This window comes from Nocardia sp. NPDC003726, assembly GCF_053586955.1.
In genome coordinates this window covers 52,064-66,280 of record NZ_JBSFNF010000025.1, presented here as the reverse complement: position 1 = coordinate 66,280, position 14,217 = coordinate 52,064, and the positions used below count along the sequence as shown (strand labels likewise).

The following is a 14,217-nucleotide window of genomic DNA, read 5'->3' as shown; positions in this document are numbered from 1 at the left end:
TCCGCATACATCCGTTCTCGCCGCTACCGCTCGCACGCCCGCGCAGCGGTCCGATCACCCTGCCTGCAAGACGAATTGCCGGGACGGCTGCGCGGAGGGCGGGATGCGGTCGCGCTGCAGCGCCCAGGACGCGATGTTGTGGAACAGCGGAGCGACCGAACCGCCACCGGAGCCATCCGAACTGCGGACGGGCGCGTCGAGCATGAGCCCGATCACGTACCGCGGGTTCTCCGCGGGCACCATGCCCGCGAACGTGATCCAGAACGACGACGTGGAATAGCACCGGCAATTGCGATCGACCTTCTGCGCGGTGCCGGTCTTGCCCGCCACCTGGTAACCCGTGATGGCCGCCGGCCACCCGGTGCCGTTCTGATTGGCGTTCATCGGGTCACGCTGCACGACCGCTTGGAACATCGTCCGCAAGGTGGCGGCGGTCTGCTTGCTCACCACCCGCACGCCGTCGGGCTGGGTCTCCTCGGTGCGGGTGCCGTCCGGCGCGATCTTCGCCCGGACGATCCGTGGCGGGATGCGGACGCCGTCGTTCGCGATGGCCTGGTACATCCCGGCCATCTGCAGCGTCGTCATCGAAAGGCCCTGACCGATGGGAAGATTGGCGAAGGTGCCGCCGGACCACTGATCGCGGTCCGGCATCAGGCCCGCGCTCTCGCCCGGCAGGCCGATGCCCGTGCGCTGCCCGAGCCCGAACCGGTGGGCCATGTCGGCGAAGCGGTCCTCGCCCACGCGCTGCGCGAGCATCAGCGTGCCCACATTGGATGACCTGCCGAAAATCCCGGTGGTCGTGTAGGGCTCGACGCCGTGCGACCACGCGTCGTGCACCGTGACACCCGCCATCTGGATGGCGCCGGGCACCTGGTGCACCTCGTCCGGATCGGTCAGGCCGTACTCGATGGCCGCGGCCGCCGTGACGATCTTGTTCACCGAGCCGGGCTCGAACACGTCCGTGACCGAAGGATTGCTCAGCTGGGCATTGGCCCATTTCTGCGGTCCCAGGTCGGGATTGAAGGTGTTGTCGTTGGCCATCGCCAGGACCTGCCCGGTCTTGGCGTCCAGGACGACGGCGGAGGCCGAACCCGCGCCGGAGACGTCTTTGGCCTGCTGCACCTGCTGCTGCACGTAGTACTGCAGATCGGAATCCAGGGTGAGTTCCACCGTCGATCCGTTGACGGCCGGCTGCTCGTCACGCCAGCTGCCGGGGATGACCGCGCCGTCGGAGCCGCGGTCGTAGGTGTGCGATCCGTCGGTACCGGCCAGCACCGAGTCCAGCGACGACTCCAGCCCGATCTGCCCGTGGCCGTCCCAGCCGACGGCGCCGACGACATTCGCCGCCAGCGACCCGCCGGGATACACCCGGGGGAACTGCTGATCGCTGCCCACTTGCGGGTACTTCTCGGTGATCTCGTCCGCGACGCGGGGATCCACGTTCTGGGCCAGGAACACGAATTGCTCGTCACTGTTCAACTTGGCGAGCAGGTCCGCTTCCGCGGGCGCGTCCTTGCCGAGCTTCTCGTGGATGGTGCGCGCGATGTCGCGCAGCCGCTGGTCCGGATCGGGCGCCTTGTCGTTCTCGGCCTTCGCGTCGGCCAGCTCCTTGCGGACGGCGACCGGCCGGAAGTGCAGCTTCTTGGCCGACACGGTGAAGGCCAGCGCCTTGCCGTAGCGGTCGGTGATCGGCCCGCGAGTGGCCGGATCGGGCTGATGGGTGGTGCGCTGGCTGGCCGCCTGTGCCGACAGTCCCGGCGCCGCGACGCTCTGCACCCACAGCAGTTGCAGCGCGACGACGGCGAGCGCGACGAACATGACCACCCGCCCGACGCCGAGGCGTAACCGCAGCGGACCGTCCGGGACAGCCGAGCGGGGAGCCCGCGCGCCCGCCGTGCGGGGCGCCGACGACCCGCGCCGCGGACGCGGCGCGGGCCTGGGATGGGTCACTGCGGCACTCCGTCGGGCGCCGCCTCCAGCGCCTGCGCGGCTTCCTGCTGCGGCGCCGGTTCCGCCGGCGGCTGCGGCGCGGCGGCCCGCGGCGCGGCCGACGGTCCTGGCAGCGGCGGATTGATCGCCGGGGTCGGGGTCGGGCTCGCCGGCGTGGGTACCGCGTTGACCTGCGCGTTGTTCTGTGCTGCCTGGTTCGGCTGACCCGGCACCGGAGCACCGGGCGTGGTGGTGACCGGCACCACCCGCTCCCCGCGCGGCGACCGCGCGGACGGCGAGGCGTTCAGCGGCGGCACCGGGGTGCCCTCCGCCGGGACCGGCTTGCCGATCACCGTGACCGAGCCGTCCGGGCCGACCAGCAGGCGAGCCGGGTCCTTGGCGGGGATCATGCCCAGCTCCCGCGCCCGCAGGGCCAGCTCGGGCGCCGAATCGGCGACCTCGACCTCACGCTGCAGGGCGGCGCGCTCGTCGGCCAGCCGCCGGTTCGTCGCTCGCGCGTCGCCGAGCTGATAGCTGTCCTCGGCGGCCCTGGTGGTCAACAGCAAGGTCAGCGCGAGACCGCACCCGAGCAGGGCGATGATCGCCGTGACGAACGGGATGCGCGCCGCCATCGCCGAGCGCCGCACGGCGGGCAGAATCGCGCTGTCCGAACCGCTTTCGCGCATGCGCCGCCGCGCGTAGGCGCGCTGCGCCGCGCCCGACTTCACCCGCTCGGCGTCCTGGACCCGCCGGGCGACCCGGCCCGGCGCTTCGACGGTCCTCGTCCGCACGCTCATGAATTCCCCTCCTCCGTCCTCCGGGGACGCCGGGCGGGCACAGCGCTGCGCTGTCTCATCCGGCCTCCGCCACCGCTGCGGGACATCCGCACCCGGTCGGCGCGCCGCGGGCACTGCTCGCTCACCGCGCCTCCTGGATCCGCTCGGCGGCGCGCATCCGCACCGGAGCCGCCCGCGGGTTGTCTTCGATCTCCTGCTCGGTCGCTTTCTCCGCGCCACGGGTCAGCATCCGGAACTCCGGTCCCATACCGGGGAGCTCGACCGGCAGGCCCACCGGCGTCCTGGACGCGGTGTGGGCGGTGAGCTCGTGCTTGACCACCTTGTCCTCCAGCGATTGGTAGGACATGACGACGATGCGGCCGCCCACACGCAGCGCGGCGAGCGCGGCGGGCAGCGCGGCCCGCAGGGAGTCGAGTTCTCCGTTGACCTCCACCCGCAGCGCTTGGAACGTGCGCTTGGCCGGGTGCCCTCCGGTGCGGCGCGTGGCCGCGGGAATCGTCGCGTACAGCAGCTCCACCAGCTCGGCGCTGGTGCGGAACGGTTTGCTCTGGCGACGGCGGATCACCTCGGCGGCGATCCGGCTCGCGAAACGTTCCTCGCCATAGGTCCGCAGCACCCTGGTGAGGTCGCCGTGGCTGTAGGTGTTGAGCACGTCGGCGGCGGTGGGTCCGGTGGTGGGGTCCATCCGCATGTCGAGCGGGGCGTCGACGGAATAGGCGAAGCCGCGGTCGGCCTCGTCCAACTGCATGGAGGAGACGCCCAGGTCCATCAGGATCGCCGACACCGAACCGGTGGCGGGCAGCCCCGCCTCCGCCAGCGCGTCGGCGATGCCGTCATAGCGGGTGTGCACCAACGTGATTCGATCCGCGAACGGCGCGAGCCGCTCACCGGCCAGCTTCAGGGCGGTGGTGTCGCGGTCGAGCCCGACGAGACGGACGCCGGGGTAGGCGCTCAGGAAGTGCTCGGCGTGACCGCCGAGGCCGAGTGTCGCGTCCACGTAGACCGCGCCCGGCTCGGCAAGGGCCGGTCCGAGCAGCGCGTCGGCTCGCTCCAGCAGAACCGGAACATGGCGGGGACCGCGCTGTTCACGGTTCACCTAGACCTCCCGGAGTCTGCCTCGCGTCGTCGCGCACCGCACACGGGTCGCCTTGATACACAGTGCTTTCTATACGGATACGAATGCCCCGTGGTCTCTGACCGAACTTCGGCACCTGGCGTCGGGGAAGTACGTCAGGGTCCGCGTCCGGGCAGAGACCGCGTGGCACTCGTGCGCCCGCGGCTAGAAGATTCCGCCCAGCGACTCGTCTCTGGCTTGCGAGAAGTCCTCCTCGTGCTCGGCGAGGTAGGACTCCCACGCCTGCTTGTCCCATATCTCCAGGAAGTCGACCGAACCGATCACCACGCAATCCTTTTGCAGGTTGGCGTAGCGACGATGGTCGGCGGACAACACGATCCGGCCCTGCGCGTCCGGACGTTGCTCGTCCGTTCCGGCCGCGAGTGCCCGGACGAACGCACGGGCCTGCGGATTGGTTCGAGACGCGGCCGCGGCTCGCCGGGCGAGCGCGGTGAACTCCTCTTTCGGGTACACGGCAAGGCTGTGGTCCTGCCCCTTCGTGACCATCAACCCTCCCGCCAGATCGTCTCGAAACTTCGCAGGCAACGTGAGTCGCCCCTTGTCGTCCAAGCGAGGTGTGTAGGTACCGAGAAACATCCCGATACCTCCCTAGTCGATCACCTCGATGGTCGGCCCTTCGGTACTGCGCGCTCCACATTACCCCACTTTCCCCCACTTTCAATCGAAACAGGCGGTGATCTGGCTCCCGACTCAGACGATTCCGCAGGTCATGTCAGCTATCACCGGCGTGGAGAACTTTCGCGAGTTCTGCCGACACGCGCCGACCCAGGTGACAAACGCCCGAAAACACCCAGCAAACGTGCTGGTGCGGCACCGGAGGGGGCGAAGTGGGGGAAGTTCGTGGGGAGGTGTGGAGGAAGGGGGAAGACCTCTCCGAAGATCATCCGACACGTGACCGGCCACACACGCGAACCGGCGACGCCGCACCATCGCGGTGCGGCGTCGCCGGTCGTGCTGAAGTTGTCAGGCTACGGGCGAGCTACTCCTGCTCGAACCGCCGCCGGAAGCGATCCTCCATACGCTCGGAGAACCCGCCGGCCTTGCGCTGGCGCCCTCGCCCGCCGCCGGCGGACGCCTGCCCGCCGGGCCGATCGTTCTTCGCGATGCTCTTGGAGGTGCCGAGCAGCAGGAGCACGCCCGCGCCGAACATCACGATGAAACCGATCAGGCTGATGATCGGGAAGCCGCCGGGCTTCACGGGCGCGGCGATGCCCGCGACGAGGAGGAAGAGGCCGAGGACGAACAACGCCGCGGCCTGGAGTCTGCGACGACTCGAGGTCGAACGTAGCCGTCCGCCGCGGACGGACGAGGCGAACTTGGGATCCTCAGCATAGAGAGCGCTCTCGATTTGTTCGAGCATGCGCTGCTCGTGCTCGGAGAGTGGCACGGTACCTCCCCCGGCACTAGGACGTGGCTGTCGCCTCCGGGTAGACGACAGATAGCCGACCTTGGCGGCCATCTGTCACCAATGATACGAGTTCGATCAGGGCCAGACCACCTTATGCACACAGTCGGACGCAGTCCGTCCCCAACCCGCGCACGGCCGCAGCGAAGGCGGAGGTACGCACAACAAGCACCGCCGGACGCAGTCCGTCCTTTGCCCGCGCATGGCCGCAGCGAAGGCGGAGGTACGCACAACAAGCACCGCCGGACGCAGTCCGTCCTTTCCCCGCGCACGGCCGCAGCGAAGGCGGAGGTACGCCTAGGCCGTCATACCGCCGGTGACTCCAGGGGCCGGGCGCAGCCGGGCCGATGTGGCGAGGAGGTCTTCCACGTCGTGGAGGAATGCCGCCACCCGGGAAGAGAACTCGTCCGCCTCGTGTTCGTCCACATTCCGGTCCAGCCCCGCCTCCAGCGCCGCGCGGATCTCCGAGCGGGCGCTGAAGTAGTCGGCCCACATCACGAATTCCGGCGCGGCGCGCTGCATCAGCACCCACGCGTTGCGCGAGCGCGCCCTCGGCGCGGCATCGGCGCCCGTGAGCGCGATCACCGCGCCCGCCCCGCGCAGCGCCGCCAGGTAGGCGGTGCGGAACCGCTCCCGCGGATCCCGTTCCCCCGCCGCCTGCATGAGCAACCCGTCCGCGCGCTCCAGCAGCTTGCCGGCCCGGCCGGGCCCGCCCAGATGTTCCACTCGACCAGACATCGCCGTCCCTCCACCCTCGCGTACCTTGGCCCATAGGGCGCAGGAGGCGGCGTGCCCCACCGCTTTCCAGCACCGCCCGGACCGAACAGGCATTCGAACGTTTGAATTGAGCTTCAATATAGAGACGCCCACCGACAAACTTCCGCGTCCGCGCGACCGACGAGAGCCATGACCGCCGTCAAGCCCAATCACACTCCCGCACCCGCCGTCGTCGATCTCTCGGTGGCGGCGCTGCGCTCCCGGCTGCACGACGCGCTGTCGGTCTACGTGGCCGCCATGGACTACCCGCGCGGGACCGAGAACCACCGCGCGCCGATGTGGACCGAGCACACCACCCGGCCCGGCTGGCAGGCGGTCGCCGCGGTGCTGCCCGACGACTCCGGCCGGATCGATCTGCGGCGCGCGCCGATCGTGGCGATCGCCTACGGCTATCGCGGCGCCGCGCACCAGTGGTGGCACCAGCAGGTGCACAGCGGCATGCGGCGCTCGGGCTGGCCGGAACATTCCGCGCGCGAGTTGCTCTCGGACTACTTCGAGCTCACCGAGCTGCACGTGCATCCGGCCGCGCAGGGCCGCGGCATCGGCGGCACGCTGCTGGAACGGCTGCTGCGCGACCGCACCGAGCGCGCGGTGCTGCTGTCGACGCCGGAGGTGGCCGAGGAGGACAACCGGGCCTGGCGGTTGTATCGCAGGCAGGGATTCACCGACGTGGTCCGGAATTTCGTCTTCGCGGGCGACAACCGGCCGTTCGCGATTCTCGGCAGGCGGCTGCCGCTGTGAGGATCACGTGACGGCTGTCGTCGTCGGCTCGGGTCACAACGCCTTGGTGGCCGCCTGCTACCTCGCCCGCGCCGGGCACGAGGTCGAAGTACTCGAGCGGGACGACGTCCTCGGCGGAGCGGTCTCGACGGTCGAACGGTTCCCCGGTCACCGGGTCGATCGCGGCTCGTCGGCGCACATCATGATCCGCCACACCGGCATCGTCGACGACCTGGAACTCGACCGTTTCGGCCTGCGGTACATCGACTGCGACCCATGGGGATTCACCCCGGCGCACACCGGCCGCCCCGCCATCGTCTTCCATCGCGACCTGGATGCCACCTGCGCCTCCATCGCGGCGGCCTGCGGCAGGCGGGACGCGGAGGCCTACCGCCGGTTCGTCCGGGTGTGGGGTCCGCGCAGCGCCAGGGTGATGCGGGCGTTCGGCGGCGCGCCGACGCCGGGCAGGCTGGTGCGGTCGTTCTGGGGACTGGACGCGAACAGCGGCGGCAGCGCGCTGTCGCGGGAATTCCTGCAATCCGGCGACGCCCTGCTGGACTCGTTCTTCGAGGACGAACGGCTGAAGGCGGCGCTGGCCTGGTTCGGCGCGCAATCCGGGCCGCCGATGTCGGAGCCGGGCACGGCGCCGATGGCCGGCTTCGCCGCGCTCATGCACACGCTGCCGCCGGGTCGCGCGGTCGGCGGCAGCGGAGCGCTGACCACCGCGCTGGTGGCACGGCTGCGATCCGACGGCGGGGTGGTCAGCGCGGGCGACGCGGTGTCCGCCCTGCGTCGTGACGGAGACCGCTGGCTGGTGCGCACCGCGTCGGGCCGAGAGTTGCGCGCCGGCATCGTGATCGCCGGTTGCCACGTGCTGACCACCCTGGACCTGCTGCGCGCCGGTGGCTTCGACGGCGCGGTGCTCGACGACTGGCGCGGGCGCATCCGCGTGGGCCCCGGGATCGGGATGGTGGTGCGGGCCGCGACCTCGGCGCTGCCCCGCTACCCCGGCAGCCCGATCGAGCACTCCTCCCGCGGCCTGCAGTTCCTGGTGTCCGATCGTGCGCAGTTGCGGCGCGCCCACGGAGCGGCGCTGGCGGGTGACCTTCCGCCGCAGCCGGTCGTGCTCGCGATGAGCTTCAGCGCCGTCGACCCGACGATCGCGCCGCCCGGCGAGCACCAGTTGTCGCTGTGGGCGCAGTGGCACCCGTACCGGCCCTCCGGCGCGGACTGGGCCGACCTCGCGCAGCGGGAAGGCGACCGGATCATCGCCGAAGTCGACTCCTACGCGCCCGGCTTCGCGGCGACCGTGCTGCGCACGCACGTGCAGACGCCGGTGGACCTGGAGCGCGAACTCGGGCTCATCGGCGGCAACGTGATGCACGTGGAGATGTCGCTGGACCAGATGATGCTGTGGCGTCCGCTGCCCGAGCTGGCGGGGCAGCGGGTGCCCGGCGCGCCGGGGTTGTATCTGACGGGCGCGTCGACCCATCCCGGTGGCGGCGTCTCCGGCGCCAGCGGGCGCACGGCCGCCGCCCTCGCGCTGCGCGACCTGAACCGGCCGAGGTTGCTGCGGTGGCTGCGGCGATGACTGACTCGGGCTACTCGCCGCGCGTGGCGCCCACCGGGTCCGCGCCCACGCGGGAAGACCCAACGGCTCGGTCGGCCGGCTTGCTGCTGCCACTCGCCCTGGTCGCCATGACGATCGTCGCGCAGATCGGTTACCCGCTGACGGCGGGTGCCGCGCGTGACCGCGTCACCATCGCGGTCGTACTGCTGTCCGCCGCCGCCGCGCTGGCGCACGCGACCGCGACAAGGGGGTTGCGCTATGCCGTCGGTTTCCTGGTGGTCGTCTCCGGCATCGGCCTCACCGCCGAGGTGATCGGCACCGCGACCGGCATACCGTTCGGCTGCTACGAGTACGCGACCGACCGGCTCGGGCCGGCCCTGCTCGAGGTGCCGCTGCTGGTCCCGCTGGCCTGGACCGGCGGGATGTATCCGGTGTGGGTGGTGGCCGGGTTGCTGTCGCGGCGAACGGCGGTGCGAGTCGCGGCGACGGCGGTGGGCGCGGTGGGCTGGGATCTGTTCCTGGATCCGCAGATGGTGACCGACGGGCAGTGGACCTGGTGCGACACCCGATCCGGGCTGCCCGGACTGGACCTGATTCCGGTCACCAACTACCTGGGCTGGTTCGGCGTCGCGCTGGTGATGGGCTGCTTGCTGGCGGTCTGGGAGCGAGCGGCGCCGGATCCGGTACGGATGCGGCCTGGTGGCCGCGCGGTCGCGGTCCCGGTGGCCTTCTTCCTGTGGACCTGGCTCGGGTCGGCGCTGGCGCACGCGGCGTTCCTCGGTCTCGCGCCGTCGGCCGGATACGGTTTCGCCGGCATGGGGATGCTCGGCGTTCCCCTGCTCGTCGCGCTGGCTCGCGCGCGGCGCTGACCCGGCGCGCCGACGCGCGCTGCGACTGGCGCGTTTCATTCCGGGCGGATGGCCTGGCACGATGTCACCCGTGCAGCCGAGTCCCGTCACCACGAAGCTCGATTCCCCGGATCTCCCGCAGCGACGGGTCCCACGCCGCGGTGTGCGTGCCGCTTCGGTCGTCCTGCTCGCGGCGATGCTGGTCCCGCTGCTCGCCGCCTGCCTGCGGGTGCAGGTGTCGATGGGAGTCTCGTCCAACGACCGGGTGTCCGGACGGATCGTCGCCGCCGTGGTGCCCGCCGACGCCGGGGACAAGGGCCCGCAGCTGAAGGCGCCGGAGACGCTGGCCGCCAAGGTGCGGGTGGAGCCGTACGCCCAGGACGGGTACACCGGCAGCCAGGTCTTCTTCGAGGATCTGTCCTTCGGCGAGGTGCAGCAGCTCGGCCAGCTGTCCGAGCAGACCCAGGGCATGTTCCAGTTGCAGTTCCAGCGCACCGGCGACCTGGTCAGCCTGACCGGGCGAGTCGATCTGAAATCGGTTCCGCCGCACGGGTCGGACGTGCAGTTCACCATCGCGTTCCCGGCCCGCGTCGCCAAGACCAACGGCAGCCGCGAAGGCGACAACGTCGTGTCCTGGAAGCTGCCGCCCGGCGATGTCTCCACGCTGCGCGCCGAGGTCAGCTACGCCGACCCGAACACCCGCTCGTTCGCGGGCTGGGCCGGCATCGCAGGCGGCATCACCCTCGCGGTGGCCGCCATCGTGGCCGCCATGGCGTACATGGACCGCAACCCCGCCGCGCCCGGTGCGCCGGAAGTCGGCTTCTCCCTGAGCCGCTGGTGGCGGTCGGTGACGCAGAATCGCTGAGCGACAGGTCGGTGCGCCGGGATAGCGTGGCCCGCATGGTGAGGATCCTGCCTTCCTGCGCCACCGCGGTGGCGGCGCTCGGCGCGGGCATCGCGCTGTACAACCGGGTCACCGTGCGGCGGTTGACGACCACCCCGACGACGGTGATCGAACCGGTCACCGTCTGTATCCCGGCGCGTGACGAGGCCGACCGGCTACCCGAGCTGATCGGCGACCTGCGCGCCCAGATCGGCGTGCCGCGCATGGCGGTGCGCATTCTCGACGACGCTTCCACCGACGACACCGGCGCCGCCGCCCGCGCGGCCATCGACGGCGATCCGCGTTTCACGCTGCTGCGCAGCGAGCTCCATCCGGTTCCCGGCTGGACGGGAAAGGCAGCCGCCTGCGTCCGGCTGGCCGAGGAAGTGTCGACGCCGGTGCTGATCTTCTTGGACGCCGACGTGCGCCTGGCCCCGACGGCGCTGGCGGCGGCGGTCGGGGCGCTGCGCGGTCGGGGCGCCGCGCTGGTCTCGCCGTGGCCCCTGCAAGTCGCCGGTTCGGCGGCGGAGGCCGTGGTGCAGCCCCTGCTGTGCTGGTCGTGGGCCTCGACGCTGCCGATCACCGCGGCCGACCGGAGCCTGCGGCCCGCCACGGCGGTGGCCTGCGGCCAGTTCCTCGTGTTCGACAACGCCGCCTACCGGTCGGTGGGCGGTCACGCGGCGGTGGCCGGGAGCGTCACCGAGGACCTCGATATCGCCCGTGCGCTGCGGCGAGCCGGTCACTCGACGGTTCTGGTGGCCGCGGGAGCGTCGGCCCGCACCAGGATGTATCGCGGCGCCGCGGAATTGGACGCGGGCTACACCCGCTGGCTCTGGTCGGCCTACGACGGCACGATCGCTGGCGGTGCGGCGGTGGGACTGATTGCCGCCCTTGCCTATTGGGCGCCGCCCGCGATGGCGGTGTTCGGCCGTGGAGCGACCCGAACGACCGGATCGATCGGCTGGCTCGCCGCCGTCGCCGGGCGGTTGCTGGCCCGTTCGACCGAGACCGGCGGCCCGCTGCGGCCATCTGACCTGCCGGCCGCCGTCGCGCACCCGGTGTCGGTGGCGGCGTATCTGCTGCTGTGGGCGCGGTCGCACCGGGCCCGTCGCCGCGGCACGGCGCGCTGGAAAGGTCGCTCGCTTCCCTGATCGCGCCGAGCCGCGGCCGCAACCTCACGGCACCGGCGTGATTCCGACGGTCGGCAGGAAGACGCAGGACTTGGCGCCGTTCTGCACCGAGCCGAAGACCGCGGCGAGCACGGTTCCCTTGCCGGTGTCCACCGGAACGGCACGCACCCCGCCCATCGGGAGCGACGCGACGAGGAAGTCGCGGATCGCCTGCTCGGCGGCTGGTCGCAGGTCGGCGGGAACGGCCGCGGGGATCATCGAGCGGGCGACCTCGGGCAACGGTCCCATGGCGGCCGTGCCGCCGCGGCCGGTGTTCAGATTGAGCCAGGCCACTTGCATGCCTCCGGTATTCGGACCGTCCGGCCCGAGGCCGTAGGGCACGAAGGTGAACATGGCTTGCCCGGCCTTGACGGCGCTGAGGTCCTGGCCGGGAATCTGGACGGTGTTCTTCGGCCACGGCCCCGGGATGGCGCCTGCCACGGCGGGCGCCAGCCCGGCCGTGGTGTTGTCGAGGCAGAACGCCGACGCGCTGGGGTAGGCGAACGGCTGGATGCCGAGCGCGCGCAGCGCGTCGAGCGCGGCTTGATACGCGCCGAACAGGTCACCGGGAGCGGCGATCGGCACGGAGTCCTCGGCGGATGCGGGGAGCGTTACGTCCGGAGCCGCGAACGCGGCGGCGGGCCCGGCGAACACGAGGGCCATCGAACTGGTCGCGACAGCGGACAACTGGGTCAGACGGCGCAATATGGTCACGAAACCTCCTCATCGGCGGAACGATCGAGGGGGACAGTACTCCGGCAAACGCATTCATCAGCCGGGATTCCACACAGCAATTTCGTGGCGAGTCCTGTTTGCCCGGAACGGACCTCAGCGTCGCACACCGGCGTTCCCCAGCCTCGGTGATACCCGTATGCTGCATCGGACCGGCATCGTCCCGCAGCGCCTGTCCTGCACCGGCGAACTCACCGCGCCCTCGATCGAGCAGCGCACGCCTGGTTACTACAAGGATCCGATGCACGCGCGTGGACAAGGTCTACGCTCACGGTGATTACTTCTCTTGTTCCATGCTTCCCTTGCTGTGCATCATGATTCGGCTCGCCCCTGACAGCCGTTGACAGGGGGTCGGCGCCAACCATCCAGAGCGACCGAGAGACCTGGCTCGTCGACGTCGCAGCAACCCCCCGGTCACCGGGTGCGGGTGCTTCCGCCGGGACCGATGGAGGACCGAAGTGATCATCGAGGACCCGTCATGAGCGCGTCCACCGCGCCGGACGCCGCCCCCGAGGCCGCCGCGCCGAGCGCACCGGACCCGACCGGCACGTCCGCCCCCACCGCGAGCGCCGCGACGCCCACCGTGGCGAAGACCCGGCATCCCTGGCGCTGGGTGGTCAGTGCCGTCGCCCTGATCGTGCTCGCCCAGTTCGTGCACGGCCTGGCCACCAATCCCGGCTGGGACTGGCCGACGTTCGCGCGGTACATCACGGCGAAGTCGGTGCTGTCGGCGCTGCGGGTCACCCTGGAGCTGACCGCATGGGGCACGGCGCTGGGCTTTCTGCTCGGCACCGCCCTCGCGATCGCCCGGCTGTCGAACAACCCGGTGCTGCGGGTGCTCTCGTGGGTCTACATCTGGGCGTTCCGCTCGATCCCGCTGATCGTGCAGTTGCTGTTCTGGTTCAACATCGCCTACCTGTACCAGACCCTTTCGGTCGGCATCCCGTTCGGGCCCGCGCTGTTCACCTTCGAGGTGAACGGGGTGATCAGCGGTTTCACCGCCGCCGTTATCGGCTTGGCGCTGCATCAGGCGGCCTATTCGGCGGAGATCATCCGGGCCGGGTTCATCGCGGTGGACGCGGGTCAGCTGGAAGCCGCGGCGGCGCTCGGGATTCCGCGGCTGCGGCAGTTCCGCACGGTGGTCATGCCGCAGGCGATGCGCTCGATCCTGCCGAACGCGACCAACGAGGTGATCAGCCTGTTCAAGGGCACCTCGATCGTGTCGGTCATGGCGATCGCCGAACTGTTCTACCAGGTCCAGGTGATCTACGGGCGCAACGGCCGGGTGGTGCCGCTGCTGATGGTCGCGACCGTCTGGTACATCGTGCTCACCACCGTGCTGTCGGTGGCGCAGTACTACATCGAACGCCACTACGCCAAGGGCGCGCACCGCACGCCGCCGCCGACGCCGCTGCGACGCGCGTGGCGGAAGCTGCGCGAGGTCGCCGAGGCCGGTCCCGCCGCACCGCGCGGAGCGACCCGATGAGCGCCGCACCCGCCGTGCAGGTCCGCGGCCTGCGGAAGTCCTTCGGCTCGCACGAGGTGCTGCGCGGCATCGATCTCACCGTGCGCTCCGGCGAGGTGGTGGCCGTGATCGGCCCGTCCGGGTCCGGCAAGTCCACCCTGCTGCGCGTGGTCAACCATCTGGAGACGCTGGACGCGGGCACCGTGCACATCGACGGCGAGCTGATCGGATACCGGCTGCGCCGCGATCGCCTGCACGCCCTGCCCGACCACGCGGTGCGCAAGCAGCGCTCCCGGATCGGCTTCGTCTTCCAGCAGTTCAATCTGTTCCCGCACCTGACCGTGCTCGACAACGTCACGCTGGCGCCGCTGTCGGCGCAGCGGCGCGACCGGACCGAGGTGGAGCGCGAGGCGCGCCTGCTGCTGGACCGGGTCGGCATCGGACACCTGGCCGACGCGTATCCGCGCAGGCTGTCGGGCGGGCAGCAGCAGCGAGTGGCGATCGCCCGCGCGCTGGCGCTGCGCCCGCGCGTGATCCTGTTCGACGAGCCGACCTCCGCGCTCGACCCGGAACTGGTCGGCGAGGTGCTCGACGTGATCCGCGATCTGGCGCACGGCGGCACCGCGCTGGTGATCGTCACCCACGAGATCGGTTTCGCCCGTGAGGTCGCCGACACCGTGGTGTTCCTCGACGAGGGCGTCATCGTCGAGCAGGGCCCGCCCTCGGCCGTCCTCGACCATCCCGAACACCCGCGCACCCGCGCGTTCCTTTCCCGAGTCCGTTGACG

The 14,217-nt window shown here is 71.0% G+C and carries 15 protein-coding genes and 1 riboswitch; of the genes, 8 read left to right on the top strand and 7 right to left on the bottom strand.

Features of this window, described 5'->3' with window-relative positions; translation table 11 throughout:
• Nucleotides 1-54 precede the first annotated feature (54 nt).
• From ACWDMM_RS27200 to ACWDMM_RS27175, 6 genes are all read right to left on the bottom strand, one after another.
• Nucleotides 55-1,950, bottom strand: a complete 1,896-nt coding sequence (locus tag ACWDMM_RS27200) for a peptidoglycan D,D-transpeptidase FtsI family protein (RefSeq protein ID WP_397070107.1) — start codon at nucleotides 1,948-1,950, stop codon at nucleotides 55-57.
• Nucleotides 1,947-2,726, bottom strand: coding sequence for a hypothetical protein (locus tag ACWDMM_RS27195; protein ID WP_449940149.1), 780 nt, complete (start codon nucleotides 2,724-2,726; stop codon nucleotides 1,947-1,949). The genes ACWDMM_RS27200 and ACWDMM_RS27195 overlap by 4 nt, the downstream gene beginning before the upstream one ends.
• Nucleotides 2,727-2,847: 121 nt before the next feature.
• Entirely contained in the window at nucleotides 2,848-3,822 is a 975-nt protein-coding gene (gene rsmH, locus ACWDMM_RS27190; protein WP_357112470.1) for a 16S rRNA (cytosine(1402)-N(4))-methyltransferase RsmH, read from the bottom strand.
• Nucleotides 3,823-4,005: 183 nt separating this feature from the next.
• Complete coding sequence (mraZ, locus tag ACWDMM_RS27185) at nucleotides 4,006-4,437, bottom strand: division/cell wall cluster transcriptional repressor MraZ (RefSeq protein WP_195077861.1); 432 nt, start codon at nucleotides 4,435-4,437, stop codon at nucleotides 4,006-4,008.
• 403 nt (nucleotides 4,438-4,840) lie between these two features.
• Complete coding sequence (locus ACWDMM_RS27180) at nucleotides 4,841-5,248, bottom strand: DUF3040 domain-containing protein (protein WP_195077860.1); 408 nt, start codon at nucleotides 5,246-5,248, stop codon at nucleotides 4,841-4,843.
• 315 nt (nucleotides 5,249-5,563) lie between these two features.
• Nucleotides 5,564-6,004 carry an SAV_6107 family HEPN domain-containing protein gene (locus tag ACWDMM_RS27175; protein ID WP_357112474.1) on the bottom strand — a complete coding sequence of 147 codons (441 nt, stop codon included), beginning with the start codon at nucleotides 6,002-6,004 and terminating at the stop codon, nucleotides 5,564-5,566.
• 168 nt (nucleotides 6,005-6,172) lie between these two features.
• On the opposite strand from ACWDMM_RS27175, the gene ACWDMM_RS27170 reads away from it, so the two are divergent.
• The 5 genes from ACWDMM_RS27170 to ACWDMM_RS27150 all read left to right on the top strand — a co-directional run bounded on the left by ACWDMM_RS27170 (nucleotide 6,173) and on the right by ACWDMM_RS27150 (nucleotide 11,215).
• A complete protein-coding gene (locus ACWDMM_RS27170; RefSeq protein WP_195077859.1) occupies nucleotides 6,173-6,784 on the top strand; it encodes a GNAT family N-acetyltransferase in 612 nt (203 codons plus the stop codon).
• A gap of 7 nt (nucleotides 6,785-6,791) precedes the next feature.
• Nucleotides 6,792-8,354, top strand: coding sequence for a phytoene desaturase family protein (locus ACWDMM_RS27165; protein ID WP_449940146.1), 1,563 nt, complete (start codon nucleotides 6,792-6,794; stop codon nucleotides 8,352-8,354).
• Nucleotides 8,355-8,461: 107 nt separating this feature from the next.
• Complete coding sequence (locus tag ACWDMM_RS27160; RefSeq protein WP_323124703.1) at nucleotides 8,462-9,202, top strand: carotenoid biosynthesis protein; 741 nt, start codon at nucleotides 8,462-8,464, stop codon at nucleotides 9,200-9,202.
• 61 nt (nucleotides 9,203-9,263) lie between these two features.
• Nucleotides 9,264-10,046 carry an LppM family (lipo)protein gene (locus tag ACWDMM_RS27155; protein ID WP_449940145.1) on the top strand — a complete coding sequence of 261 codons (783 nt, stop codon included), beginning with the start codon at nucleotides 9,264-9,266 and terminating at the stop codon, nucleotides 10,044-10,046.
• A 35-nt stretch (nucleotides 10,047-10,081) separates the two neighbouring features.
• The gene (locus tag ACWDMM_RS27150) at nucleotides 10,082-11,215 is read left to right on the top strand and encodes a glycosyltransferase (protein WP_357112477.1); all 1,134 of its coding nucleotides are present in this window, start codon (nucleotides 10,082-10,084) and stop codon (nucleotides 11,213-11,215) included.
• Nucleotides 11,216-11,239: 24 nt separating this feature from the next.
• On the opposite strand, the gene ACWDMM_RS27145 is transcribed toward ACWDMM_RS27150, so the two are convergent.
• The gene (locus ACWDMM_RS27145; RefSeq protein WP_357112480.1) at nucleotides 11,240-11,947 is read right to left on the bottom strand and encodes a hypothetical protein; all 708 of its coding nucleotides are present in this window, start codon (nucleotides 11,945-11,947) and stop codon (nucleotides 11,240-11,242) included.
• A gap of 157 nt (nucleotides 11,948-12,104) precedes the next feature.
• Here ACWDMM_RS27145 and ACWDMM_RS27140 point away from each other — a divergent pair, with 157 nt between their 5' ends.
• The 3 genes from ACWDMM_RS27140 to ACWDMM_RS27130 all read left to right on the top strand — a co-directional run bounded on the left by ACWDMM_RS27140 (nucleotide 12,105) and on the right by ACWDMM_RS27130 (nucleotide 14,215).
• On the top strand, nucleotides 12,105-12,242 hold the full coding sequence (locus tag ACWDMM_RS27140; protein WP_357112483.1) for a hypothetical protein: 138 nt from the start codon (nucleotides 12,105-12,107) through the stop codon (nucleotides 12,240-12,242).
• Between the two features lie 81 nt (nucleotides 12,243-12,323).
• A riboswitch (SAM riboswitch) is annotated at nucleotides 12,324-12,417 on the top strand.
• 26 nt (nucleotides 12,418-12,443) lie between these two features.
• On the top strand, nucleotides 12,444-13,451 hold the full coding sequence (locus ACWDMM_RS27135; RefSeq protein WP_357112485.1) for an amino acid ABC transporter permease: 1,008 nt from the start codon (nucleotides 12,444-12,446) through the stop codon (nucleotides 13,449-13,451).
• Nucleotides 13,448-14,215, top strand: coding sequence for an amino acid ABC transporter ATP-binding protein (locus ACWDMM_RS27130; protein ID WP_357112488.1), 768 nt, complete (start codon nucleotides 13,448-13,450; stop codon nucleotides 14,213-14,215). The genes ACWDMM_RS27135 and ACWDMM_RS27130 overlap by 4 nt, the downstream gene beginning before the upstream one ends.
• The last annotated feature ends 2 nt before the right edge of the window (nucleotides 14,216-14,217 follow it).

Bases quoted from the DNA above. Each gene is read 5' to 3' on its own strand.
- ACWDMM_RS27195 (WP_449940149.1), bottom strand. From the start codon at position 2,726: ATGAGCGTGCGGACGAGGACCGTCGAAGCGCCGGGCCGGGTCGCCCGG.
- mraZ (WP_195077861.1), bottom strand. From the start codon at position 4,437: ATGTTTCTCGGTACCTACACACCTCGCTTGGACGACAAGGGGCGACTC.
- ACWDMM_RS27175 (WP_357112474.1), bottom strand. From the start codon at position 6,004: ATGTCTGGTCGAGTGGAACATCTGGGCGGGCCCGGCCGGGCCGGCAAG.
- ACWDMM_RS27170 (WP_195077859.1), top strand. From the start codon at position 6,173: ATGACCGCCGTCAAGCCCAATCACACTCCCGCACCCGCCGTCGTCGAT.
- ACWDMM_RS27160 (WP_323124703.1), top strand. From the start codon at position 8,462: ATGACGATCGTCGCGCAGATCGGTTACCCGCTGACGGCGGGTGCCGCG.
- ACWDMM_RS27155 (WP_449940145.1), top strand. From the start codon at position 9,264: ATGTCACCCGTGCAGCCGAGTCCCGTCACCACGAAGCTCGATTCCCCG.
- ACWDMM_RS27150 (WP_357112477.1), top strand. From the start codon at position 10,082: ATGGTGAGGATCCTGCCTTCCTGCGCCACCGCGGTGGCGGCGCTCGGC.
- ACWDMM_RS27140 (WP_357112483.1), top strand. From the start codon at position 12,105: ATGCTGCATCGGACCGGCATCGTCCCGCAGCGCCTGTCCTGCACCGGC.
- ACWDMM_RS27135 (WP_357112485.1), top strand. From the start codon at position 12,444: ATGAGCGCGTCCACCGCGCCGGACGCCGCCCCCGAGGCCGCCGCGCCG.
- ACWDMM_RS27130 (WP_357112488.1), top strand. From the start codon at position 13,448: ATGAGCGCCGCACCCGCCGTGCAGGTCCGCGGCCTGCGGAAGTCCTTC.